Below are 21,856 nucleotides of genomic sequence, written 5' to 3'. Positions count from 1 at the left end.
CCCTGTTGCCCGCAAATATGATCCATCTAATATTTTTAAAACATCATTTCATTTCCATTTGATATTCCATTCTGCTGCTTCTATGCTTATCTCAGAACAACTATACCCCCCTACTTTCTGAGGTCTGTATGATACTGGATGCCTTTAATCTTTCAGGAAAAGTTGCCATCGTTACCGGCTGTGATACCGGCCTCGGCCAGGGCATGGCGCTGGGTCTGGCTCAGGCAGGCTGCGACATCGTGAGCGTTAATCGCCGTGTCCCGGAAGAGACCGCCGCAGGCGTGAAGGCCCTGGGGCGTCGGTTTTTGGCCATTCAGGCCGATCTCAGCAAGCAGGATGGTATTGACGATATTGTCGGGCAGACGGTCGCCGGGATGGGACAGATCGATATTCTGGTCAATAACGCCGGCACCATCCGTCGGGAAGATGCCCTCTCCTTCAGTGAGAAGGACTGGGATGATGTGATGAACCTCAACCTGAAATCGGTCTTTTTCCTCTCCCAGGCGGTGGCCCGCCAGTTTATCGCCCAGGGACAAGGGGGCAAAATTATTAATATCGCCTCTATGCTGTCGTTCCAGGGTGGGATCCGCGTTCCTTCTTATACCGCGTCGAAAAGTGGCGTGCTGGGGATCACCCGCCTGCTGGCTAACGAGTGGGCGCAACATGGCATTAACGTCAACGCCATCGCGCCGGGCTATATGGCAACCAACAACACCCAGCAGTTACGCGACGACGAGCAGCGCAGCAAAGCGATCCTCGATCGCATTCCGGCAGGTCGTTGGGGTAAGCCGGAAGACTTACAGGGCCCGGCGGTGTTTCTGGCTTCGTCAGCCTCGGACTATATCAACGGCTATACCATCGCCGTGGATGGTGGCTGGCTCGCCCGTTAACAGGTTTGTGACAAAGAGTTACACCGTCACTGCTTCCGTCTACTGTATAAAAACCCTATACTGGATGCATCGACAGTTTAGTGGGTTTTATCATGACGGCGGAAGGTCATCTGCTCTTTTCTCTCGCCTGCGCAGTGTTTGCCAAAAACGCTGAGCTTACACCTGTGCTGGCGCAGGGCGACTGGTGGCATATCGTGCCATCGGCAGTGTTGACCTGCCTGTTACCTGATATCGATCACCCCAAGTCGCTGCTCGGCCAGCGGCTGAAGTGGATCTCCAAACCCATTGCCCGCGCCTGCGGCCATCGCGGCTTTACCCATAGCCTGCTGGCGGTATTTGGCGTCCTCACCCTGTTCTATTTAAAAGTCCCGGATAGCTGGCTGATCCCGGCGGATGCCATTCAGGGGATGGTGCTGGGTTATCTGAGCCATATTCTGGCGGACATGCTGACGCCGGCGGGCGTTCCCCTGCTGTGGCCCTGCCGCTGGCGTTTTCGTCTGCCGATCCTCAGACCGCAAAAAGGTAACCAGCTGGAGCGCGTCCTGTGCATGGCTCTCTTTGCCTGGGCGGTGTGGATGCCACAGACGGTGCCAGAAAACGGGGCCGTGCGCTGGTCTTCGCACATGATCAATTCCCTGCAGTTTCAGTTCAACCGCTTTATTCATCATCAAAGTGAACAGTAACTGGCCAAATTTAGCCGTTTTGGCATAACCCATTCCATTTGGATATAAGCGACCAGATCACACTTCTGATAATCTTGCGCCAATAAGGTCGGACCTAATACCGATCTGCAATTTAATCAGGAGAACGGGGATGAACTTTCCATTAATCGCGAACATCGTGGTGTTCGTCGGCTTACTGCTGTTGCTGGCGCAGTCGCGTCACAAACAGTGGAGCCTGGCAAAAAAAGTACTGGTCGGTCTGGTGATGGGTGTGGTCTTTGGCCTCGCGCTGCAGGCCATTTACGGTGCCAGCAGCCCGGTGCTGAAAGAGTCTATCCAGTGGTTTAACGTGGTGGGTAACGGCTACGTCCAGCTGCTGCAGATGATTGTTATGCCGCTGGTATTTGCCTCTATTCTGAGCGCAGTGGCCCGTCTGCATAACGCTTCCCAGCTGGGTAAAATCAGCGTTCTGACCATCGGCACGCTGCTGTTTACCACTTTGATCTCTGCCCTGGTGGGTGTGCTGGTCACCAACCTGTTTGGCCTGAGCGCAGAAGGTCTGGTGCAGGGCACCGCGGAAACCGCGCGCCTGACCGCCATCGAGACCAACTATGCGGGTAAAGTTGCGGATCTCTCCGTACCGCAGATGCTGCTCTCCTTTATCCCGAAAAACCCGTTTGCCGATCTGACCGGGGCCAACCCGACGTCAATCATCAGCGTGGTCATTTTCGCTGCCTTCCTCGGCGTGGCGGCACTGAAGCTGCTGAAAGATGACGCCCCGAAAGGCCAGCGCGTGCTGACCGCCATCGACACCCTGCAGAGCTGGGTGATGAAGCTGGTGCGTCTGGTGATGCAGCTGACCCCATACGGCGTTCTGGCGCTGATGACCAAAGTGGTGGCAGGCTCTAACCTGCAGGACATCATCAAGCTGGGCAGCTTCGTGGTCGCTTCATACCTCGGTCTGGGCATCATGTTTGTGGTCCACGGCATTCTGCTCGGCGTGAACGGCGTCAGCCCGCTGAAATACTTCCGTAAAGTGTGGCCGGTACTGACCTTCGCCTTTACCAGCCGCTCCAGCGCGGCATCTATTCCACTGAACGTGGAAGCGCAGACCCGTCGTCTGGGCGTGCCGGAATCGATCGCCAGCTTCTCCGCCTCATTTGGCGCGACTATCGGTCAGAACGGTTGTGCCGGTCTTTATCCGGCGATGCTGGCGGTGATGGTTGCGCCAACGGTGGGCATTAACCCGCTGGATCCGGTCTGGATTGCGACCCTGGTCGGGATTGTGACCGTGAGCTCTGCTGGTGTGGCCGGTGTGGGCGGCGGCGCGACCTTCGCGGCGCTGATCGTACTGCCTGCACTGGGTCTGCCGGTAACGCTGGTGGCACTGCTGATCTCCGTTGAACCGCTGATCGACATGGGCCGTACCGCGCTGAACGTCAGCGGCTCCATGACCGCCGGTACGCTCACCAGCCAATGGCTGAAGCAGACCGACAAAGCGGTGCTGGACAGCGATGAACACGCGGAACTGGCGCACCGCTAAGCACCTCCCCTGCTAAAAAAAACCGCCTTCAGCAATGAAGGCGGTTTTTTATTGTCTGTTAATCCTCAACGTCTTCTTCCTGGCGGACCTGCGTCGCCCAGCGTTGAGCCGACTCAGGCACGGTAAACGTCGGTGAACGGCGAAAATGCTCGCCAATCAGCACAAAAGCCACATATTTGCCGCGTAATAACCAGACGTCACGAAAGCCATCCATTTTGCTGGCATGTTCTGGCGGCGCGGGTTCAACGCGGGGCTGGTAACTGATAACAGGACGATTTTGTTGGCGAAGAGGTTTCATAAGCAGCGGGTTCACTAAAGCAAACTCAAAAATCAGTAAATTCCTATGATAGCCGATTGCCCCTCCTGCGTCGCGCCCCATGTGCTATCCCAGCGTAAGCGGTAGGCAGGAATCGGGTTATCACCCGGCGCTCGCCCCGTAATGTTCTATAGTTATTGAGTTTTAACGCAAATATGACCGCGTTTCGGTAATAAAAACAGGAGACGAGTGCAATGTCGCAAAATGATAAGACTCACCACCCGCAGCAATCCCCGGTCCATGACGAAAATGAAGCCAAACCCGGGCTGGACTCGCTGGCCCCCGACGATGGCTCCCACCTCGCCAGCCCGGTGCCTACCCCGCCAGGCCAGGAGCCAACCGCGCCCGGCAGCCTGAAAGCCCCGCATACCGGCAATGAAAAGCTGAACGCGCTTGAGGCGGTACGCAAGGGCGGCGAAAACTTCCCGCTCACCACCAACCAGGGTGTGCGCATCGCTGACGATCAAAACTCGCTGCGCGCCGGGACGCGCGGCCCGACCCTGCTGGAAGATTTCATCCTGCGGGAGAAAATCACCCATTTCGACCATGAGCGCATCCCGGAGCGTATTGTCCACGCTCGCGGTTCAGCCGCGCATGGCTATTTTCAGCCTTACAAAAACCTGAGCGATATCACCAAAGCCGCCTTCCTCTCTGACCCGGATAAAATCACCCCGGTGTTTGTCCGCTTCTCTACGGTGCAGGGCGGCGCCGGCTCTGCCGACACCGTGCGCGACATCCGCGGGTTCGCCACCAAGTTCTATACCGAAGAGGGGATTTTTGACCTGGTAGGTAATAACACGCCGATCTTCTTCATTCAGGATGCCCATAAGTTCCCCGATTTTGTCCATGCGGTTAAGCCGGAGCCTCACTGGGCGATCCCCCAGGGCCAGAGCGCGCATGATACCTTCTGGGATTATGTCTCGCTGCAGCCTGAAACCCTGCACAACGTGATATGGGCGATGTCCGACCGCGGCATTCCCCGCAGCTACCGCACCATGGAAGGCTTTGGCATCCATACCTTCCGCTTGATCAATGCCGAAGGCAAAGCCACCTTCGTGCGTTTCCACTGGAAACCGGTGGCCGGCAAAGCCTCACTGGTGTGGGATGAAGCGCAGAAGCTCACCGGGCGCGATCCGGACTTCCATCGTCGCGATCTCTGGGAGTCCATCGAAGCCGGCGACTTCCCGGAATATGAGCTCGGTTTCCAGCTGATCCCGGAAGAGGACGAATTCAAATTTGATTTTGACCTTCTCGACCCGACCAAGCTGATCCCCGAGGAGCTGGTGCCGGTGCAGCTGGTGGGCAAAATGGTGCTCAACCGTAACCCGGATAACTTCTTTGCCGAGAACGAACAGGCCGCCTTCCATCCAGGGCACATCGTCCCGGGGATGGACTTCACCAACGACCCGCTGCTGCAGGGGCGTCTGTTCTCCTACACCGACACGCAGATCAGCCGTCTCGGCGGGCCGAACTTCCACGAAATCCCGATCAACAAGCCAACCTGTCCGTACCATAACTTCCAGCGCGACGGGATGCACCGGATGGAGATCGACACCAACCCGGCCAACTACGAGCCGAACTCGATCAACGACAACTGGCCGCGCGAGACCCCGCCGGGGCCAAAACGCGGTGGTTTTGAGTCGTATCAGGAGCGCGTGGAAGGGACCAAAATCCGCGAGCGCAGCCCCTCTTTCGCCGAGTATTACGCCCATCCGCGCCTGTTCTGGCAGAGCCAGACGCCTGTTGAGCAGGAGCACATTATTGGTGCCTTCAGCTTTGAGCTGAGCAAAGTGGTGCGTACCTATATCCGCGAGCGGGTGGTCGATCAGCTGGCACGCATTGATATCACTCTCGCCCAGGGCGTGGCGGACAATCTGGGGCTCACCCTCACCGACGAGCAACGCAATCTGGCGCCACCGCAGGATGTCTGCGGCCTGAAAAAGGATCCGTCCCTGAGCCTGTATGCCGTGCCCGGTGGGGATATCAAAGGCCGGGTCGTGGCGGTATTGCTCAACGATAACCCGCGGGCCAGCGACGTGCTGGCGGTGCTGCAGGCGCTGAAGGCCAAAGGGGTACACGCGAAGCTGCTCTACTCCCGGATGGGTGAAGTGACCGCCGATGATGGCTCGGTGTTGCCGGTTGCGGCGACCTTTGCCGGATCGCCGTCATTGACCGTCGATGCGGTGGTGGTGCCCTGCGGTGATATCCAGAGTCTGCTGACCAATGGCGATGCTGCCTATTATCTGCTGGAAGCCTATAAGCACCTCAAACCGATCGCACTGGCAGGCGATGCCCGTCAGTTCAAACCGCTGTTGAAGGTGGCGGATCAAGGCGAGGAAGGGATTATCGAAGGCGATACCGCGGCAGGCGCGTTTATGGACGAGCTGGTCGTGCAGATGGCGGCGCACCGGGTCTGGTCGCGTCGCAGTAAAATCGCCAGCATTCCGGCGTAAAAAAAGCCGGGTGGCGACGTGCCACCCGGCAGTATCCTGGGCCGGGTAAGGCGAAGCCGCCACCCGGCACTTCTCACAGATCCCTGAACGTCCCCAGACGATACCCGCGCTCGGCAATCGCATATTTCAGCGACGTCGAGGTGAGCACATCCAGTTCCGTCAGACGCGGCCAGCAGTAGGCGCTTTTACGGATAGTGTTATCAATGAAGGCCGGATGCGCCATCACCTCCAGGGAGCGTTCGCCCTGCTGCACGGAATGATCCAGCACGCTTAAGAACAGCGCCTCACCGATCTCCTCGCCATAAAACGCGCTGCTAAAACCGTCAGTGGTTGGCGGCAGTTCAGCACTCTGTTCCCCGAGCCCGTCGACCTGACGATCCACCCGCAGCGCCACCCCTTTGCGGCGGGCAAACTCGGCCACCACCGGGAAGATGGCCGGGATCATATGCACATGGTGATGGCTGTCGATATGGGTCGGCTCGCGGCCAAAGAGATCGACGAAGCGGTTGAACTGGCAGTCCAGCTCGCGGGCAATCTCCTCCAGCGGCAACGTCCCCTGCCCGGCCATCTCCCAGATCCATTTCCCCAGCAGCCCCTCCCGCGTCAGCCCCGGCATCGGCGTCAGCGGCATGCCGAGGGTCAACACGAAGTGCATTCCGACGCCCAGTTCCGGCAGATCCCGGCTGAGCGCGGCGGCGTGCTCAATGGCATCGCCGTTGACCATCGCGGTGGTCGAGGTCACCACGCCGTGTCGACAGGCTTCCACGATGCCGTAGTTCTGCCCTTTTGAGAGACCATAATCATCGGCGTTGACGATCAGCAGATATTCCATTGGGCCCCCTCTCAGTGCTGCTCGCTTTTGAGTTTATCGATAGCGGCGGCAAAATTCGGCAGCCATTTCTCATGGGCCAGAATCAGGTCGCGCGCCAGCTTCTCGGCATCGCGATCGGACTGCACCAGCGGACTCAGGTTCAGGGCCAGCAACACGTCGTTCAGCTCGCCGCTGAGTGCCGCCTGGCTTGCCGCTACTTCAAAGCCCTTGATTGTGTGGATCAGCCCCATCACCTTGTCATCGAAATGGGTCAGACGCGGATGCGGCTTCGCGCCCTCACGGCCGAGGATGCAGGTCATCTCTACCGCCCAGTCAGCCGGGATGTTATCAATATGGCCATGGTGCGGCACGTTGACGTAGTGCTCCGCCTGCTTGTCGTTGTAAATGGCGTTGATCACTTCGCAGGCGGCGTCAGAGTAGTAAGCCCCGCCACGCTGCTCCAGCTCTTTCGGCTTCACGTTCAGCTCCGGATCCTTATAGAGATCGAAGAGCTGTTTTTCCACCTTCTGCACCACCTGCGCCCGGGCGCCGCCTTTGTAGTACTCGCCCATCTCAATGGCCAGCATCTCTTTCAGCTTGAAGTAGTAGAGCAGATAGGAGCACGGCAGCAGATTGAGCGAGCGGATCAGCCCTTCGCTGAACGGCAGGTCGAAGATATTCTTCACCGAGCTGGCTTTCAGGGTGCCGGATGCCACGCCGTCCAGCAGTTCGGCAAAGCGTGACTCGCCGTTGACCAGCACGTCTTTGATAAAGACCATGTGGTTCAGGCCGAACAGGTCGATAGAGAGTTCGTCGTTGTCGGTCAACGCCAGCACATCGCGGATAAACATCTTCATGCCGATCGGAATATTGCACACCCCGATAAAGCGTTTGAAATCGGTGTGGCGGTAGACCGCTTCGGTCACCATCCCGGCCGGGTTGGTAAAGTTGATCACCCACGCCTGAGGGCAGATCTCCTGCACGTCTTTGATGATATCGAATACTACCGGAATGGTTCGCAGCCCTTTGAACAGGCCGCCAGCGCCGTTAGTCTCCTGCCCCAGATAGCCGTAGCTCAGCGGAATGCGCTCATCCAGCTCGCGCGCCTTCAGCTGGCCGACGCGCAGCTGAGTGGTGACGAAATCGGCGTCTTTCAGCGCCTGGCGACGATCAAGGGTTTTATGCACGGTCATCGGTACGCCCGCTTTTTTCACCATCCGCTGGCAGAGGTCGAAAATAATGTCGAGCTTCTCCTGCCCTTCAGCCACATCCACCAGCCACAGTTCGCTGACCGGCAGTTCATGATAACGCTTGAGGAACCCTTCCAGTAATTCCGGGGTATAGCTGCTTCCGCCGCCGATGGTCACTACTTTCAGTTTCTTTTGCATAATATTCTCCCTGGGAGATCGACCATTTGAGTATAGCGATCCCGTCCCACTTATTTGGGCAAGTATTGAAGTCGATATTTCCGGCGGCAATTCCGCCGGACGTTAATTAATAACCGTGATATTTTTCCGGTAGCTGTTAGGTGTAAATGAGGTCAATTTCTTAAAGGTCTTTATAAACAGGCTCGGACTGCTGTAACCGGATTCGTAAGCAATATCCGTCACCGAATAGTTGGTGATCTCCAGCTGTTTTCTGGCGAAATTGATCCGTATTTCATTAATAATTTGCACCGGCGTTTTCTGATAATAACGCTGGGTCGCCCGGGTCAGGTACTCTTGCGATTTACCCGACAGCGCCACCATATTCTCCAGCGCGTTTTCACCAAAGCGCAGTTTATCGTGCATCATTTCAACGGTAGTGCGCAGCCATTGCGGAATATCGTCCGTCGCCTGCTGCTCTTCACGATAGTGGCGTAAGCGGTTGACGACGTAGAAGGTCACCGTTTCGATGAATTCATCAAATTCATTGTCACGAAAGTTAAGCGAGGCAATAACGGTGTCGATCCAGTTCAGAAATTCACTTTTGACGTGATAGACCTGCGAGGCGACAAAACAGAACGGCAGCAGCGGCGCGTAGTGGGTTTCGAAGAAGCGTTTACTGATGCCCACGTTGAGAATGCGCGTGGCGCCGAAGTCGTAAAAGCTCTGATGATGCGATCCCATCGGGATAAAGACGAAGTCACCGCGCTCCAGCAGCACCCGCTTGCCGTTGATCTCCTGGAAATAGCGGCCGGTCAGCACAATGGTGAACTCATAGTAGTCATGCTGATGCAGACCGCTGATGCTCTCCACCTTGTTGTAGATAAACACATGAAAATTTTTACCATTGAACAGCTGTTGTTCCCGGGCGGTAGTGATTTCCATGACGCTGACCTCCTGCTATCAGTCTGACTTACTGCATTTTCTCGTGAAGTTCGATGAGTTCCGCCACCAGCTCACGGGCCAGCATGGAGGTCATCAGATGGTCCTGGGCGTGTACCAGCACCAGGCTCACCTTCATCTTACCTTCACCCTGATCGCTTTCGATCAGTTTTGTTTGCACCAGGTGCGCTTCGTTCAGTGCGGTGCGCGACTGGGCCATCATCTCTTGCGCACTGTCGAAATCGCCCTGCTTGGCTTTTTTCAGGGCCCCATACGCCAGACTACGGGCCTGTCCTGAGTTGATGATAAGCCCCATCACCACTTCTTCAAGGTCGTTCTCTGCAACCTCTTCTGCTTCTGCAACAACATTCTCTAAATCAAACATCTCGGTTTCTCCTGTACTGACGCGGGTTGCCCCGCGTCATACGACATCAGAATTTCAGTGCGAGGGCGATCTCTTCTTCGCTCTCTTCTTCATCGATAGTGGTCTGGGCCTTGTTGGCGATGGCAACGAACGGCATGTAGAGCAGGGTTGCCACCCCAAGGTTAAATATCGCCAGCAGGAAGGCCGCTACGCTGCCGTTGGTGTTGAAGAAGGCACCCAGGCCGGCGGGCATGGTCCACGGCGCGATGTTGGTTACCGGCGGGATAATCCCCAGGTAGTAGGCGGTCAGGGTTATAGCGGCCAGCAGCGGTTGCACCAGGATGAACGGAATGAACATCACCGGGTTCATGATAATCGGCAGACCGAAGAGGATAGGCTCGTTAATCTGGAAGATGCCTGATGGCAGCGCCAGCTTGGCCACCTGACGGTGATCCGCCCGACGGGAGGTGATAAACACCGCGATGATCAGACCCAGCGTCGCCCCGGTACCGCCCAGGAAGATATAGGAGTCGAGCATCGGTTTGGCCCACACGTGGAAGGTTTTACCGGCCGCCAGCGCCGCGTCAACGGAGCCGTACTGCTGATAAAGTGCCACGTTTTCCAGCGCCCACGGGGTCATGATGCCGCTGTCCAGCGCCGCCAGCGCCAGCGAGCCGTGCACACCGAAGAACCACAGCAGAGAGGTGAAAATCACGTAAGCCCAGCCCACGACGCCACCCATGGAGGCCAGCGGTGTAGAGATGGTGTCCATGATGATCTGGTGGAAGTTGGTGCCCCAGTGAGAGAGCGCCCAGGCGAGGGTCCCCATGATGGAGAGGATAATGAAGCCTGGGATCAGCGCCGAGAAGGAGCGGGACACTGATTCTGGCACGCTGTCAGGTAAACGAATCACCCAGTTGCGACGAATAATAAAGGTAAACATCTCCGCCACGACCAGGCCGATCACGATACCGGAGATGATGTTTGCCCCGCCCAGCCAGTTGGCCCCAACCGCGTAGGCTTCACCAACGCTGTAAGGGGTCACGGTCATAAAGGCCGCGACAGATAATAAACCGGCGGCCAGCGAGTCGACTTTACGCTCTTCTGCCAGCGCCATCCCAATAAAGAAAGGTGCCATCAGCGACATGATACCCAGCGTACCATTGTACACATTGCCGCCGATGGCCTTGAAACCATTTAACGTTTCAATAGTTGAGGGATCTAAACGCACACCTAATGAATAGAAGAAGGAACCATCACCGAAGCTAAGAAAAACGTTATTAATTAAAACGAACATGGCCCCGGCCAGGGTTAACGGCATTACCTTAATAAAGCCGTTTTTAATGGCATTGACATGCGGTTGCTTTCCTATTTTAACTGCAAAAGGAAGGAGTACCTTTTCAAGCGCAGCAATAAATCTACTCATAGAAAATGCCCTTAAATGCCGCAATAATATTGCGGCGTAAGTGTGTGTGAAATTGCTCTTTGACGGGAAAAATAAAAAAATAAATTAATTAGCAGCTTTTTTAATCGCCGCTACAGCAGCTTTAAGAACACCCAAACCATCCACTTTGCCATACAGCGCAGAGTCGATCACTTCCACCGGTTTATTCGGTAACAGACGTTGAATTTCCGGCAACATATAGGCAATTTGCGGCCCTAACAGCACCACATCCGCATTGATACCCTTCTCGCCTGCCAGGGTTTCCGGGAAAGCTTCGATCACAACCGGTACTTCGTACTTTTCTGCCTGCGCGCGCATCTTAGACACCAGCAGTGACGTTGACATGCCCGCTGAGCAAAACAGATAGATATATTTCTTTTCCATAGCAATTTCCCTCTTATGTGCTCACCGCTTGCGCCGCGATATCCCCGCCTTGACCGACCGGAATCCCTCGCTGGCGTATCTGATAGATGGAGTATACGGCAACTGATTTCCCAGGGATAATTCGAAAGGGAGCGCAATTGTCTCTCCTTGACCTGCCGTTATGACACTCTTCACATTTTAGGTAAATAATTCGCGGTGAGAATTAAGATGGGTGGCGACGTAAAAAAACCGGCCTGCTGGCCGGTTTGTCTTTTTGCTCAGGAAAAGGTGTTATCAGGCCTTAGGTGCCTGCGGATCAGTATCGTATTCCGCACAGGTCTGGTAGCCGGAGTTAATCACGTGGCCAGTATCGTCGAGGGCCACAAAGTAAGTTTCTGTTTTACCATCGCGTTGACCCAGGATATAGGTCTGGCAAGTACCACGGGCGTGGATCATCGTCACTTCAGATGACGGCTTACCGGCAAGCTGCTGTACCTGTGCACGGCTCATGCCTTTTTTAACGTCTTTTACGACAGGCTCTTTAAACTGGTCCGTCGTACGGTCATACGCAGTACACCCTGCCAGTAAAGTCATTACAGCCGCTGCGCCTAACATTCCTGCTAAATTCTTGTTCATATTCCGTCCTCTTGTTTATCAGCGTGTTAAGTAAGCCTGGAATAGAAAATCACATTTTTCAACCTTAAGCGTGACGGCAAAGTTTTTTCGGAAAATTCCTGTAATGCACGCATAAGCTGCTAAATGGGCCTGGTTCGCCCAATTCAAATCTGTGATCCTTGTCGTTTTCCGCATGACGAGTTAGCTTTAACAGAACATTCATCAGGCAAATTTGTGTAACGGAGGGGCTAAATGGCTCTGCAACAAGAAATTATCCAGGCGCTGGGTGCCAAACCCACTATCAATGCGGAAGAAGAGATCCGCCGCAGCGTCGATTTTTTGAAATCCTATTTAACCCGCTTCCCGTTTCTGAAGACGCTGGTGCTGGGCATCAGCGGCGGTCAGGACTCCACTCTCGCCGGGAAGCTCGCCCAGATGGCCATCAGCGAACTGCGTGCCGAAACGGGTAACGAATCCCTGCAGTTTATCGCGGTGCGTCTGCCCTTCGGCGTGCAGTTCGACGAACAGGATTGCCAGGATGCCCTCGAGTTTATTCAGGCGGATCGCGTCCTGACCGTGAACATTAAAGAAGCGGTGCTGGCCAGCGAAAAAGCGTTGCGCGACGCGGGCATTGAGCTGAGTGACTTCGTGCGCGGCAACGAAAAGGCCCGCGAGCGGATGAAAGCCCAGTACAGCATCGCCGGGATGACCAGCGGCGTGGTGGTGGGCACTGACCATGCGGCAGAGGCACTGACCGGATTCTTCACCAAATATGGCGATGGCGGCACCGACATTAACCCGCTGTTCCGTCTCAACAAGCGCCAGGGCAAACAGCTGCTGGCCGCGCTGGGCTGCCCGGAGCATCTCTATAAGAAAGCCCCGACCGCGGATCTGGAAGACGATCGCCCTTCCCTGCCGGATGAAGCCGCGCTGGGCGTGACCTATGAAAACATTGACGATTATCTGGAAGGCAAGACGCTGGACGAAGGCACCGCCCGCATTATTGAAGGCTGGTATCTGAAGACCGAACACAAACGTCGCCCGCCGATCACGGTATTCGACGACTTCTGGAAACAATAATTCTGACAGGGCGGCATCTGCCGCCTCTTTTTTAACCACACCACAGCTGCTACACTGTATGCCTGAACAGTATCAGGAGTACGTTGTGAGCAGGCGTCAATCGGCACCGCGGCTTGAATTCGAAGCAGCCGCTATCTATGAATATCCCGAACATCTGCGTCCGTGGCTTGAGGCACTGCCTAAGCAGCCTGGCGTCTATTTCTTTCATGGCGACAGCGACGCTATGCCCCTTTATATCGGCAAAAGCGTCAACATTCGCAGCCGGGTTCTGTCGCATCTGCGCACCCCGGACGAGGCCGCCATGCTGCGCCAGTCCCGGCGTATCACCTGGATCCAGACCGCAGGTGAGCTGGGCGCTCTGCTGCTTGAGGCGCGTTTAATTAAAGAGCAGCAGCCGCTGTTCAATAAACGCTTACGCCGCAATCGCCAGCTCTGCTCCCTGCAGATCACCGAGGGCAAACCGCAGATCGTCTATGCCCGCGAGGTCGATTTTTCGCACACCCCGAATCTGTTTGGCCTCTTCGCCAACCGCCGGGCTGCGCTGCAAACCCTGCAGACGCTGGCCGATGAGCGGCAGCTCTGTTATGGCCTGCTGGGGCTGGAGTCGTTAACTCTCGGGCGGGGCTGTTTCCGTTCCGCTCTGAAGCGTTGCGCGGGAGCGTGCTGCGGAAAAGAGAGCGTGGAGGATCATCAGCAGCGATTAGTCGAGGGGTTGCAGGCCATTGGGGTCACCTGCTGGCCGTGGGACAGTGCCGTGGCGCTGAAAGAGTCTCGCCCGGACATGACCCACTACCATATCATTCACAACTGGCTCTGGCTGGGCGCGGTCGACAGCCTGGACGAGGCGGCGGACCTGCTACGCACGCCCGCCGGTTTTGATCAGGATGGGTATAAAATTCTCTGTAAGCCGCTGCTGACCGGCAACTATGAGATCATTCCCCTTAGTGTCCCGGAAGCCAGAAAATCTCGCTGAACAGCAACGTTCCCTCTTCCTTCAGCAGCCGCAGCGTATGGTCGCCCTCATGCCACCATGCGCCCTGATCGGCGGTGAGTAGCTTCTCGCCCAGCTGCCACGCGCCGCTCAGCACAAACACCACCCCGCCGCGTGATGCAAAGGTGGTGAAGGTGCGATCCGCCACCCGCACCTTCGCCCGGCAGCGGTCCCGGCGGGTCATAATGTTGAAATCCATCGACATTTGCCCCTCCATCAGCTGCGCCTTAACCGGCAGATCGCCGGCAAAGCTGAATGGCTGATGACGCTGCAGCGTATGGGTAAACGCCTTCCCGCCATCCAGATGCACTTCTCCCCCCTCCAGCAGGGTGATCACCCGATCGATGCCGGGGGAGACCGAAAAGTCGCCGTTGCTGGCCAGAGAGGCGATACTGGCACGCCAGTTAAATTCCCGGGTTGCAGGGGGAAAACAACATATTTCGCGCGTCTCCCCGGCCCCGTTGCGCCAGAGACTGATCGGCATTTTGCGGATATCAAAGAATTCCATCACCACTCCAGATGGCGCAATAGGCGCCAGAGCGTCCCGCACAGGGCGGTCGCGTGTTGTTTGTTATCGTTAGATTATCACTGTGTAGTATCGGCAGATGTGCACCACGGCCTTAGCCTGACGACGAAAAAATCCGTAACGCCAGACATTTCAAACACATTGTGCAAATCAATAACAGGAGAATACCGGGATGGCGGCGGCTGGCAAGAGGCGGGAAAAGAAAAAACCGCCGGACCTGTCCACAGCGTATTCGCTTGGGTGAACAGGACTCCGGCGGTCTTGAATGGCTTAACCGATTATTCGGCTGGTGGGGTCATTTTACCTTCCGGCGCGGAACGTTCTGTCAGACGCTTCTCAAAATTGGCATCAAACTGCTTTTTCTGTTCCGGGGTCAGAATGTTGTAAATCTTGTTCTGGGTTTCCATGTGCGCCAGCATGCGGGCCTTGTTCTGCTCAGCCATTTTGTCGACCTGCGCCTGAGCTTTCGCTTTATCGAAGCTGTCGCTGGCGATGATGTCGTGCATTGCGCGGCGCTCTTCCACCGGCGGACGCTTCATCTGGTCACGCTGGCTTTTCATGATGTCGCGGATCTGCGTTTTCTGTGCATCCGTCAGGTTCAGATCTTTAAACATCATGTCGTGATGCATACCCGGCTTGCCTTTATGGTGCATCATTTTGCTTTCGGCCGGCGCTGCGGTGGTGGTAGCGGTATCCGCAGCGAACGCCGCGCCGGTAGCGCCCAGAGCCAGGGTAGAGGCAACAAACAGTGCAGTTAATTTACGCATAATTTTGTCCTTCCTTTTCAGTTATTCTTCGGCGCTATGCCGTGTTGACGATATTCACTTTACGGGGATTATCGTCAATTAATCAGAGCAACAGTAAAACAATGAAAGTGTAAAAAACAAATTATCGTCAAATATGGAGAAAATAAGGATAAAGCGTGGAGAGTTGAAACAAGAATATTCATCTGGCTGATTTTAAAGAGATTGTGAAGGAGTATACCGACAAGAAGATTAATAATAAAGCAAACAGCCAGGAATAATCTGTAATAAAACGCCAGATATCAGAAACGACTGAGAAAATAAGCGACCCCACCGCGTTACGCTGATGGGGTCACGGGGTTTTCAGGTGATTTTTTCCAGCATCAGCCCGGCGCGCAACCCATAGGCCACGGCGGGATTAGGGAACAGAACATACTCGGTCGGCTTGTGTACCTCATAGCGTTCCTCGCCATCCTCTGCCAGCAACACGCCCTGGCGGAACGGCGTAAAGTTCAGGGTATGCGCCGCCATGTGCAGCACGAAGGCCTCGCTGCGGCGGGTGATCTGCTGCACCACCCGATACTGCTCGACCTGTGCCACGTGCGGCTCTGGTGCCTCGCCGCTCAGCAAGGCATACAGCGCCTGATGGGTAGCGGCGAAGCGGGCCAGATCGTTATGGCCGAACGGCAGCGCCTTGCCCAGCTCCAGCGTACAGGCCAGGGCGCCAAAACGTTCGCAGCTGAAATGGGTGAAGGTCCCGCCTGGCGCCTGATGAAAGACCAGCGCCTCCAGGCCGGCATCTCCCAGCCATTGAAGAAAGGCCGCATCCCACGGCTGACTGCGCTGGGGCAGCACGCCAAAACGTTCATGATACGAGGCGCGGATGGCGGTATGCAGATCCAGATGCCAGCGATCGGCCCCCGCCTGCTGGTAAAACGCCGCTACCCGTTCCTCCAGCAACGTTGCCCGGGCGGTTTCGTCGCAGGCCGGAAACTGCGCCCCCCGTCCGCTGAACAGGCGATTGATATCACAGGTCAGGTAGCGCTTGCCGGCCCTCAGCGCCGGAGGATTACCGAAGATAATCAGCAGACGACAGCGCAGCGTCAGTTCGCCCCGAAACAGCGCCCGCACCAGCAGGTCAACGATCTCTACCGGGGCGGTTTCGTTGCCGTGGATCCCGGCCGACAGCACCAGCGAGCGCGTGCTCGCCACTTCCGGGGTCAGCTCCAGCACCCCGCGCGCCAGCCAGCGCCAGTGAAACGACGCTCCTCTGCCCTCCTGCTGAGCAGGCGTTTCATCGGCCATCGTCAGCGCCAGAAAGTTTTCCATCACGCCTCCTTTATTGCTGGAACGGGTAGACAGAGCCGAGCTGCAGAATCTGGCTCAGAGCATCCAGCGCCTCGCGCCCTTCGCGCAACAGCTGCGGATCCACCAGGTCGGCCTGGACCAGACGGTCACGATAGTAGCGGTCCACCCAGTCATTGAGGGTGTTGAACAGGGTCTCGTTCATCATCACCGCCGGGTTGACCGCCCGCTGCTCCTCAGGGGTCAGCACCACGCGCAGGCGCAGACACGCCGGGCCGCCACCGTTAGCCATGCTCTCGCGCAGGTCGAATACCCGCAGTTCGCTGATGGGGTTATCCTCCGCCACCAGACCGCTCAGATAGCGCCAGACGCCCGGATGCGCCTGCGACTCCTGGGGCAGTACCAGCATCATGCTGCCGTCATCCCGGCTCAACAGCTGGCTGTTAAACAGGTAGGTGGCAACGGCATCCTTAACCGAGACCGCCTCGGTCGGCACCTCGATGGGCATAAAGCCGGGGACGCGATCGCGCAGGGTTTGCAGCAGCGCAGGCTGGTCGACGAATGCCTGCTCGTGGCAGAACAGCACCTGACGGTTCGACACGGCGATGACGTCGTTATGGAACACCCCCTGGTCAATCACCAGCGGGTTTTGCTGGGCGAAGAGGATCTGCCCGGGATTGACCTGGTTCAGCCGGGCAACCGCCTGACTCGCCGCCAGGGTCTGACGGGCCGGGTAGCGGGCCGGCGCCTCATGGCCTCCCTCTTCACGTCCATAGACAAACAGCTGCAGGCCCGGCTCACCGTAGTCGCCGCCGAGGCGATTATGGTTGGCCGCCCCTTCATCACCGAACATCGCCACCTGCGGCAGCGCCGTATGGACGGTGAAGCGAGCCTCGTCGCGGAAAATGGCGCGCAGCACCTTCTCGGTGGTACCTGCTTCACTGGCGCGGTGGAACTTGTTGTTCAGGTTGGCAACGGTGAAATGCACTTTTCCGTCGAGGGTGTCCGCCGACGGGGCCACCGTCGCGGCATTGGCGACCCACATCGAGGAGGCCGAACTGGCGGCAGAGAGCAGCTGCGGCATCCGGGTGCCCGCCCTCTCCACCACCTGCTCATCGGTGCCGGTAAAGCCGAGCTGACGCAGCACGCCGACGTTAGGCCGCTCCTGTGGCGGGATCACCGCCTGGGGAAAGCCCGCATCCGCCAGCGCCTTCATCTTCAGCAGCCCCTGCTTCGCCGCCAGCCGTGGGTTAGAGATCTGAAAACGGTGTTTGGTCGAGGCCTCATTGCCAAACGACAGCCCGGCATAGTGGTGGGTTAACCCCACCAGCCCGTCAAAATTGACTTCACGCGCTTTCATGACGTTTCCCCTGAATAAAATCGAGGCCCGGGCTCAGCTGCTCCGGCAGGACGATGGCCGGGGTTTCGAGGCTCGCCATGGGCCAGGCGCAGTAATCCGCCGCATACCAGGCGCTGGCGCGATGGTTCCCGGAGGCACCCACCCCGCCGAACGGTGCGGTACTGGCCGCGCCGGTGAGCGGTTTGTTCCAGTTAACGATCCCGGCGCGCGCCTCCAGCAACAGCTGGTCAAACTTGTCGCGTTCCGGGGAGATCAGCCCGCACGACAGGCCGTAGCGCGTGGCGTTGGCCATGGCGATGGCCTGGTCGAAATCGTCATAGCGCCAGACGCAGAGCAGCGGGCCAAAGACCTCTTCATCCGGCACATCGCGCACGCCGGTCATCTCGACAATCCCCGGGGTTAATAACGAGGTGCCCGCCCGGACCAGACGCGGATCGAGCAGCGACTTGCCGCCGCGGGCAACGTGCTCCCGCCAGACGTGCCAGACGTTTTTCGCCGCCTGCTCGGAGATCAGCCCGCCGATAAACGGCTGGTCGTTGTCATCCCACGCGCCCGGCAGCAGATGGCCGCTCACCTCCACCAGACGGGCGAGGAAAGCGTCACCTTCGGCACCGTTTTTCACCAGCAGACGTCGGGCGCAGGTGCAGCGCTGTCCGGCGGTGATAAAGGCCGACTGAATGGTCAGGTGGACCGCGGCGTCGATATCCGCCGGATCGTCAACGATCAGGGCATTGTTGCCGCCCATCTCGAGGGCCAGAATTTTCTCCGGCTGTCCGGCCAGCTGTCGGTGCAGCTGATAGCCGGTCCCGGCGCTGCCGGTGAACAGCAGGCCATCGATATCGTTTAGCGCACTCAGCACCTGACCGGTTTCACGCCCGCCCTGGACGAGATTGAGCACCCCCGGCGGCAGCCCGGCCTGCTCCCACAGTTTGACGACTGCCTCGCCGCTCCACGGCGTCAGCTCGCTCGGCTTGAAGATCACGGTATTACCCGCCAGCAGCGCCGGCACGATATGGCCGTTCGGCAGATGGCCGGGGAAGTTATAGGGGCCAAACACCGCCAGCACGCCGTGCGGACGGTGGCGCAGGCTGGCGGCCCCGTCGGCCATCTCAGTATGCTGCTCGCCGGTACGGGTATGGTAAGCCTTCACCGAAATGGCGATTTTATTGATCATCGCGGTAATTTCGGTTGCCGCTTCCCAGCGCGGTTTGCCGGTTTCGCTGGCAATCACGCGGGTCAGTTCCTGCTTGTTGGCCTCCAGCAGGGCAGCAAATTTCTCCACGATGGCCTGACGGGCGCTGAACGGCAGTTTCGCCCAACCCGGGAATGCCGCGCGTGCCGCCCGGCAGGCCTGCTCAACCTGTGCGGCGCTGGCGTCCGCCCCCTGCCATAACACCTCCTGACCCACCGGATTGTGTTTGGTGCGGGGTTCAGCTTCGCCGGTTACCCAGTCGCCGTTAATCCATAAGTTCATGCTGTTTTCTCCTCAGCGCACAGGCGCACCATGCGAATACGATCGCCGGCGCGGCATTTCAGGGCATCCAGTTGGGCTGGTGTCAGCACCAGACGTTCACAATCGGGATCCACGCGGATCAGCGTGGCGCGGAACTGGTCATACTGTTCATTAGCGACCAGACAGGCAGGCCACTCGCCCGGCGCAGGCTGGCCTTCGGCCACCTCCACCAGACGGCTTTTGCGGATCGCCCGCACCCGGTCGATATCGCACTCCAGCGTCGGACCGCCGTCAAAGATGTCGACATAGTTGCGGTAGCGGAAGCCCTCTTTTTCCAGCACCGCTCGCGCCGGGGCGGTGTGCGGATGGACTTCGCCAATCACCGCCTGCGCTTCGGGGCTGAGGAAATGGGTATAGATAGGATGTTTCGGCATCAGCTCGGCAATAAAGGCTTTCTGCCCGGTGCCGCACAGGTAGTCGGCCTTGCTGAACTCCATCGAGAAGAAGCGTTCGCCGAGGCTTTTCCAGAACGGCGAGAAGCCGGTTTCGTCGATCACGCCGCGCATCTCAGCCACCACTTTTTCGTTAAAGCGATCGCGGAAGGCGGCCATAAACAGAAAACGCGATTTGGAGAGCAGATAGCCGTTGCCCTCTTTGCGCCAGTCGGGATCGAGAAACAGGCTACAGAGTTCGCTGCTGCCGGTGTGATCGTTACTGAGGAACAGCGTCGGCAGCGCGTTGTAGACGTTGAGCTCTTTTGAGGCGTGTACCAGAGTGCCGACACGGTAGTTATACCAGGGATCGTTCAGACCCACCGCCACCTCAATGGCGCAGATCCCGGCCACGGTGCCGGTAGTGGACTCTTCCAGCACAAACACGTAACCCTGTTCGCCTTTCGGCAGCGTCCCTTGCCAGGTCTCCAGCGAGCGCTCGATGCGCGCTGAGAGAGTATGTTCATCAACCGGAAGCGAGGTCAGCCCGCCTCCTGTTTTACCGGCAAGCTGCATGAGGGCGGATAAATCCCCGCGCTCAATGGGACGGATGACCATCATGATGATACCCCGGACTTCACACGTTCACAGGCCAGCGCAAAGCGATCTAACCCGGTCTGCACCTCTTCCTCGCTGACGATCAGCGCAGGCGCAAAGCGCACCACGTTAGCCCCGGCGATCAACACCATCACGCCCGCTTTTGCCGCTTCCTGAGAAATAAGTTTAGCTTTTCCGGCGAACTCATCCGTGAGCACGCAGCCAATCAGCAGCCCCAGACCGCGAATTTCTTTGAACAGGCCGGTTTTACCGTTAATGGCCTGCAGGCGCTCGACAAACCACTCGTGACGCTGCTTCACGCCGGTCAGCACTTCCGGGGTGTTAATGATATCCAGCACCTGACCGGCCACCGCCGACGCCAACGGGTTGCCGCCGTAGGTAGTGCCGTGGGTGCCGACGGTCATTACCCGGGCGAATTTGTCGGTGGTCAGCATCGCCCCCACCGGGAAGCCACCGCCGAGCGCCTTGGCGGTAGAGAGCACGTCCGGGGTGACGCCGTAGTGCATATAGGCATACAGCTCGCCGGTACGGCCAACGCCGGTCTGGACTTCATCAAAAATCAGCACCGCGTTGTGGCGGTCGCACAGCTCGCGCAGCCCCTGCAGGAAGGCTTTGTCCCCAGGCAGCACGCCGCCCTCGCCCTGCATCGGCTCGACGATCACCGCGCAGGTGCTATCGTCGATCAGCTCGCTGGCCGACTGCAGGTCGTTATAGACCGCGTGACGGATATCCGGCGGCAGCGGGGCAAAGTCCTGGGAATATGACGGCTGGCCGCCCGCGCTGACGGTAAACAGGGTGCGTCCGTGGAAGGCATTTTTGAAAGCGACGATGCCGCTCTTCTGGCTACCAAAATTATCGTGGGCATATTTACGCGCCAGCTTCAGCGCTGCTTCGTTAGCTTCGGCCCCAGAGTTACAGAAGAACACTTTTTCGGCAAAGGTGGCGTCGATCAGTTTTTTAGCCAGCCGCAGCACCGGCTCGTTGGTGAAGCCATTCCCGGTATGCCAGAATTTCGCCGCCTGGTCGTTGAGCGCCTGACGCAGCGCCGGATGGGCATGGCCCAGGGCGTTAACCGCAATACCCCCGGCAAAGTCGATATACTCTTTACCCTGTTGATCCCACAGGCGTGAGCCCTCTCCCCGTACCGGAATAAAAGCCGCCGGGGCGTAAACCGGCATCATCCATTCATCAAAGTTTTCACGCGTAATTGACAGAGACATAGCGACCTCATCCGGGTAAATAAAAGGTTGATTAAATGTTAAATATTTTAGTGTTTGCGCTGTAAATGTAGATTGCAGCGATCGTGCCAGCCAGCGATAAAAATGCATAAACAGGATGGGGTAACGTAATATCAACAGGTTACGACATGGAGTTATTCACTGTTATTGCATATAAAGTGAATATTTTTACAACAAGCGCGGCTTTGCCGGATGAAAAACAGAAGTTTTATGCAGAAACGAAATATAATTCTGGAATTGTGATCGCTGGCGAAATTTGTGGTCCTTTTACGCGCCATCGCGGGGCATCACGCGCCAGATCGGTGCAAAAATTGCACTGTCGGCGCGATCTGTCGCAGTAATTG

Annotated in this window: 22 protein-coding genes; 7 read left to right on the top strand and 15 right to left on the bottom strand. The window is 57.5% G+C overall.

The annotated features are described in order from the left end of the window. Positions 1 to 128 precede the first annotated feature (128 nt). The 3 genes from kduD to SOM40_RS09275 all read left to right on the top strand — a co-directional run bounded on the left by kduD (position 129) and on the right by SOM40_RS09275 (position 3,095). A complete protein-coding gene (gene kduD / locus SOM40_RS09285; protein ID WP_106993626.1) occupies positions 129 to 890 on the top strand; it encodes a 2-dehydro-3-deoxy-D-gluconate 5-dehydrogenase KduD in 762 nt (253 codons plus the stop codon). A 92-nt stretch (positions 891 to 982) separates the two neighbouring features. Further along, positions 983 to 1,573 (top strand): metal-dependent hydrolase, encoded by a 591-nt coding sequence (locus tag SOM40_RS09280; protein ID WP_106993625.1) that lies wholly within the window; start codon positions 983 to 985, stop codon positions 1,571 to 1,573. A 130-nt stretch (positions 1,574 to 1,703) separates the two neighbouring features. Beyond that, on the top strand, positions 1,704 to 3,095 hold the full coding sequence (locus SOM40_RS09275; RefSeq protein WP_106993624.1) for an L-cystine transporter: 1,392 nt from the start codon (positions 1,704 to 1,706) through the stop codon (positions 3,093 to 3,095). A 58-nt stretch (positions 3,096 to 3,153) separates the two neighbouring features. Here the strand turns inward: SOM40_RS09275 and cedA are convergent, their stop codons facing one another. Further along, on the bottom strand, positions 3,154 to 3,393 hold the full coding sequence (gene cedA, locus SOM40_RS09270; protein WP_501050851.1) for a cell division activator CedA: 240 nt from the start codon (positions 3,391 to 3,393) through the stop codon (positions 3,154 to 3,156). A 212-nt stretch (positions 3,394 to 3,605) separates the two neighbouring features. On the opposite strand from cedA, the gene katE reads away from it, so the two are divergent. After that, positions 3,606 to 5,864, top strand: coding sequence for a catalase HPII (gene katE / locus SOM40_RS09265; protein WP_320457010.1), 2,259 nt, complete (start codon positions 3,606 to 3,608; stop codon positions 5,862 to 5,864). 73 nt (positions 5,865 to 5,937) lie between these two features. Here katE and chbG read toward each other — a convergent pair whose 3' ends face one another. The 7 genes from chbG to osmE form a co-directional block, all read right to left on the bottom strand. Continuing rightward, positions 5,938 to 6,696: a chitin disaccharide deacetylase gene (chbG, locus tag SOM40_RS09260; RefSeq protein ID WP_320457011.1), complete on the bottom strand. Its 759-nt coding sequence runs from the start codon at positions 6,694 to 6,696 to the stop codon at positions 5,938 to 5,940. A gap of 11 nt (positions 6,697 to 6,707) precedes the next feature. Next, a complete protein-coding gene (locus SOM40_RS09255) occupies positions 6,708 to 8,063 on the bottom strand; it encodes a 6-phospho-beta-glucosidase (RefSeq protein ID WP_106993620.1) in 1,356 nt (451 codons plus the stop codon). Positions 8,064 to 8,165: 102 nt separating this feature from the next. Continuing rightward, positions 8,166 to 8,984, bottom strand: coding sequence for a transcriptional regulator ChbR (gene chbR / locus SOM40_RS09250; protein ID WP_106993619.1), 819 nt, complete (start codon positions 8,982 to 8,984; stop codon positions 8,166 to 8,168). A 28-nt stretch (positions 8,985 to 9,012) separates the two neighbouring features. After that, positions 9,013 to 9,366, bottom strand: a complete 354-nt coding sequence (gene chbA / locus SOM40_RS09245; protein ID WP_106993618.1) for a PTS N,N'-diacetylchitobiose transporter subunit IIA — start codon at positions 9,364 to 9,366, stop codon at positions 9,013 to 9,015. A gap of 46 nt (positions 9,367 to 9,412) precedes the next feature. Then, entirely contained in the window at positions 9,413 to 10,771 is a 1,359-nt protein-coding gene (chbC, locus tag SOM40_RS09240) for a PTS N,N'-diacetylchitobiose transporter subunit IIC (protein ID WP_106993617.1), read from the bottom strand. 84 nt (positions 10,772 to 10,855) lie between these two features. Next, a complete protein-coding gene (gene chbB / locus SOM40_RS09235; protein ID WP_106993616.1) occupies positions 10,856 to 11,173 on the bottom strand; it encodes a PTS N,N'-diacetylchitobiose transporter subunit IIB in 318 nt (105 codons plus the stop codon). Positions 11,174 to 11,446: 273 nt separating this feature from the next. Continuing rightward, the gene (gene osmE / locus SOM40_RS09230; protein ID WP_106993615.1) at positions 11,447 to 11,788 is read right to left on the bottom strand and encodes an osmotically-inducible lipoprotein OsmE; all 342 of its coding nucleotides are present in this window, start codon (positions 11,786 to 11,788) and stop codon (positions 11,447 to 11,449) included. A 231-nt stretch (positions 11,789 to 12,019) separates the two neighbouring features. On the opposite strand from osmE, the gene nadE reads away from it, so the two are divergent. Both nadE and cho read left to right on the top strand, forming a co-directional pair. Continuing rightward, a complete protein-coding gene (gene nadE, locus SOM40_RS09225; protein ID WP_142489164.1) occupies positions 12,020 to 12,847 on the top strand; it encodes an NAD(+) synthase in 828 nt (275 codons plus the stop codon). Between the two features lie 85 nt (positions 12,848 to 12,932). Further along, positions 12,933 to 13,820, top strand: coding sequence for an excinuclease Cho (gene cho, locus SOM40_RS09220; RefSeq protein WP_166182222.1), 888 nt, complete (start codon positions 12,933 to 12,935; stop codon positions 13,818 to 13,820). Here cho and ves read toward each other — a convergent pair. The 7 genes from ves to astC form a co-directional block, all read right to left on the bottom strand. Beyond that, positions 13,789 to 14,346: an environmental stress-induced protein Ves gene (gene ves, locus SOM40_RS09215; RefSeq protein ID WP_106993612.1), complete on the bottom strand. Its 558-nt coding sequence runs from the start codon at positions 14,344 to 14,346 to the stop codon at positions 13,789 to 13,791. The genes cho and ves overlap by 32 nt on opposite strands. Before the next feature lie 296 nt (positions 14,347 to 14,642). Continuing rightward, entirely contained in the window at positions 14,643 to 15,131 is a 489-nt protein-coding gene (gene spy / locus SOM40_RS09210; protein WP_106993611.1) for an ATP-independent periplasmic protein-refolding chaperone Spy, read from the bottom strand. A gap of 339 nt (positions 15,132 to 15,470) precedes the next feature. Next, positions 15,471 to 16,436, bottom strand: coding sequence for a succinylglutamate desuccinylase (astE, locus tag SOM40_RS09205; RefSeq protein ID WP_320457012.1), 966 nt, complete (start codon positions 16,434 to 16,436; stop codon positions 15,471 to 15,473). A 10-nt stretch (positions 16,437 to 16,446) separates the two neighbouring features. Then, positions 16,447 to 17,772, bottom strand: coding sequence for an N-succinylarginine dihydrolase (gene astB, locus SOM40_RS09200; RefSeq protein WP_320457013.1), 1,326 nt, complete (start codon positions 17,770 to 17,772; stop codon positions 16,447 to 16,449). After that, a complete protein-coding gene (gene astD, locus SOM40_RS09195) occupies positions 17,759 to 19,246 on the bottom strand; it encodes a succinylglutamate-semialdehyde dehydrogenase (RefSeq protein WP_320457014.1) in 1,488 nt (495 codons plus the stop codon). Before astD ends, astB begins: the two co-directional genes overlap by 14 nt. Further along, entirely contained in the window at positions 19,243 to 20,277 is a 1,035-nt protein-coding gene (gene astA, locus SOM40_RS09190) for an arginine N-succinyltransferase (RefSeq protein ID WP_106993607.1), read from the bottom strand. Before astA ends, astD begins: the two co-directional genes overlap by 4 nt. Further along, complete coding sequence (gene astC, locus SOM40_RS09185; RefSeq protein WP_166182218.1) at positions 20,274 to 21,494, bottom strand: succinylornithine/acetylornithine transaminase; 1,221 nt, start codon at positions 21,492 to 21,494, stop codon at positions 20,274 to 20,276. The genes astA and astC overlap by 4 nt, the downstream gene beginning before the upstream one ends. A gap of 146 nt (positions 21,495 to 21,640) precedes the next feature. Here astC and SOM40_RS09180 point away from each other — a divergent pair, with 146 nt between their 5' ends. After that, entirely contained in the window at positions 21,641 to 21,853 is a 213-nt protein-coding gene (locus SOM40_RS09180; protein WP_320457015.1) for a hypothetical protein, read from the top strand. The last annotated feature ends 3 nt before the right edge of the window (positions 21,854 to 21,856 follow it).

This window comes from Leclercia sp. CFBP8987 (genome assembly GCF_034044995.2).
Lineage (GTDB): Bacteria > Pseudomonadota > Gammaproteobacteria > Enterobacterales > Enterobacteriaceae > Enterobacter > Enterobacter tamurae.
This window is presented reverse-complemented; position numbering and strand designations above follow the sequence as displayed.

Coding starts and splice junctions, on each gene's coding strand:
- kduD (WP_106993626.1), top strand. CDS start 129: ATGATACTGGATGCCTTTAATCTTTCAGGAAAAGTTGCCATCGTTACC.
- SOM40_RS09280 (WP_106993625.1), top strand. CDS start 983: ATGACGGCGGAAGGTCATCTGCTCTTTTCTCTCGCCTGCGCAGTGTTT.
- SOM40_RS09275 (WP_106993624.1), top strand. CDS start 1,704: ATGAACTTTCCATTAATCGCGAACATCGTGGTGTTCGTCGGCTTACTG.
- cedA (WP_501050851.1), bottom strand. CDS start 3,393: ATGAAACCTCTTCGCCAACAAAATCGTCCTGTTATCAGTTACCAGCCC.
- katE (WP_320457010.1), top strand. CDS start 3,606: ATGTCGCAAAATGATAAGACTCACCACCCGCAGCAATCCCCGGTCCAT.
- chbG (WP_320457011.1), bottom strand. CDS start 6,696: ATGGAATATCTGCTGATCGTCAACGCCGATGATTATGGTCTCTCAAAA.
- SOM40_RS09255 (WP_106993620.1), bottom strand. CDS start 8,063: ATGCAAAAGAAACTGAAAGTAGTGACCATCGGCGGCGGAAGCAGCTAT.
- chbR (WP_106993619.1), bottom strand. CDS start 8,984: ATGGAAATCACTACCGCCCGGGAACAACAGCTGTTCAATGGTAAAAAT.
- chbA (WP_106993618.1), bottom strand. CDS start 9,366: ATGTTTGATTTAGAGAATGTTGTTGCAGAAGCAGAAGAGGTTGCAGAG.
- chbC (WP_106993617.1), bottom strand. CDS start 10,771: ATGAGTAGATTTATTGCTGCGCTTGAAAAGGTACTCCTTCCTTTTGCA.
- chbB (WP_106993616.1), bottom strand. CDS start 11,173: ATGGAAAAGAAATATATCTATCTGTTTTGCTCAGCGGGCATGTCAACG.
- osmE (WP_106993615.1), bottom strand. CDS start 11,788: ATGAACAAGAATTTAGCAGGAATGTTAGGCGCAGCGGCTGTAATGACT.
- nadE (WP_142489164.1), top strand. CDS start 12,020: ATGGCTCTGCAACAAGAAATTATCCAGGCGCTGGGTGCCAAACCCACT.
- ves (WP_106993612.1), bottom strand. CDS start 14,346: ATGGAATTCTTTGATATCCGCAAAATGCCGATCAGTCTCTGGCGCAAC.
- spy (WP_106993611.1), bottom strand. CDS start 15,131: ATGCGTAAATTAACTGCACTGTTTGTTGCCTCTACCCTGGCTCTGGGC.
- astE (WP_320457012.1), bottom strand. CDS start 16,436: ATGGAAAACTTTCTGGCGCTGACGATGGCCGATGAAACGCCTGCTCAG.
- astB (WP_320457013.1), bottom strand. CDS start 17,772: ATGAAAGCGCGTGAAGTCAATTTTGACGGGCTGGTGGGGTTAACCCAC.
- astD (WP_320457014.1), bottom strand. CDS start 19,246: ATGAACTTATGGATTAACGGCGACTGGGTAACCGGCGAAGCTGAACCC.
- astA (WP_106993607.1), bottom strand. CDS start 20,277: ATGATGGTCATCCGTCCCATTGAGCGCGGGGATTTATCCGCCCTCATG.
- astC (WP_166182218.1), bottom strand. CDS start 21,494: ATGTCTCTGTCAATTACGCGTGAAAACTTTGATGAATGGATGATGCCG.
- SOM40_RS09180 (WP_320457015.1), top strand. CDS start 21,641: ATGGAGTTATTCACTGTTATTGCATATAAAGTGAATATTTTTACAACA.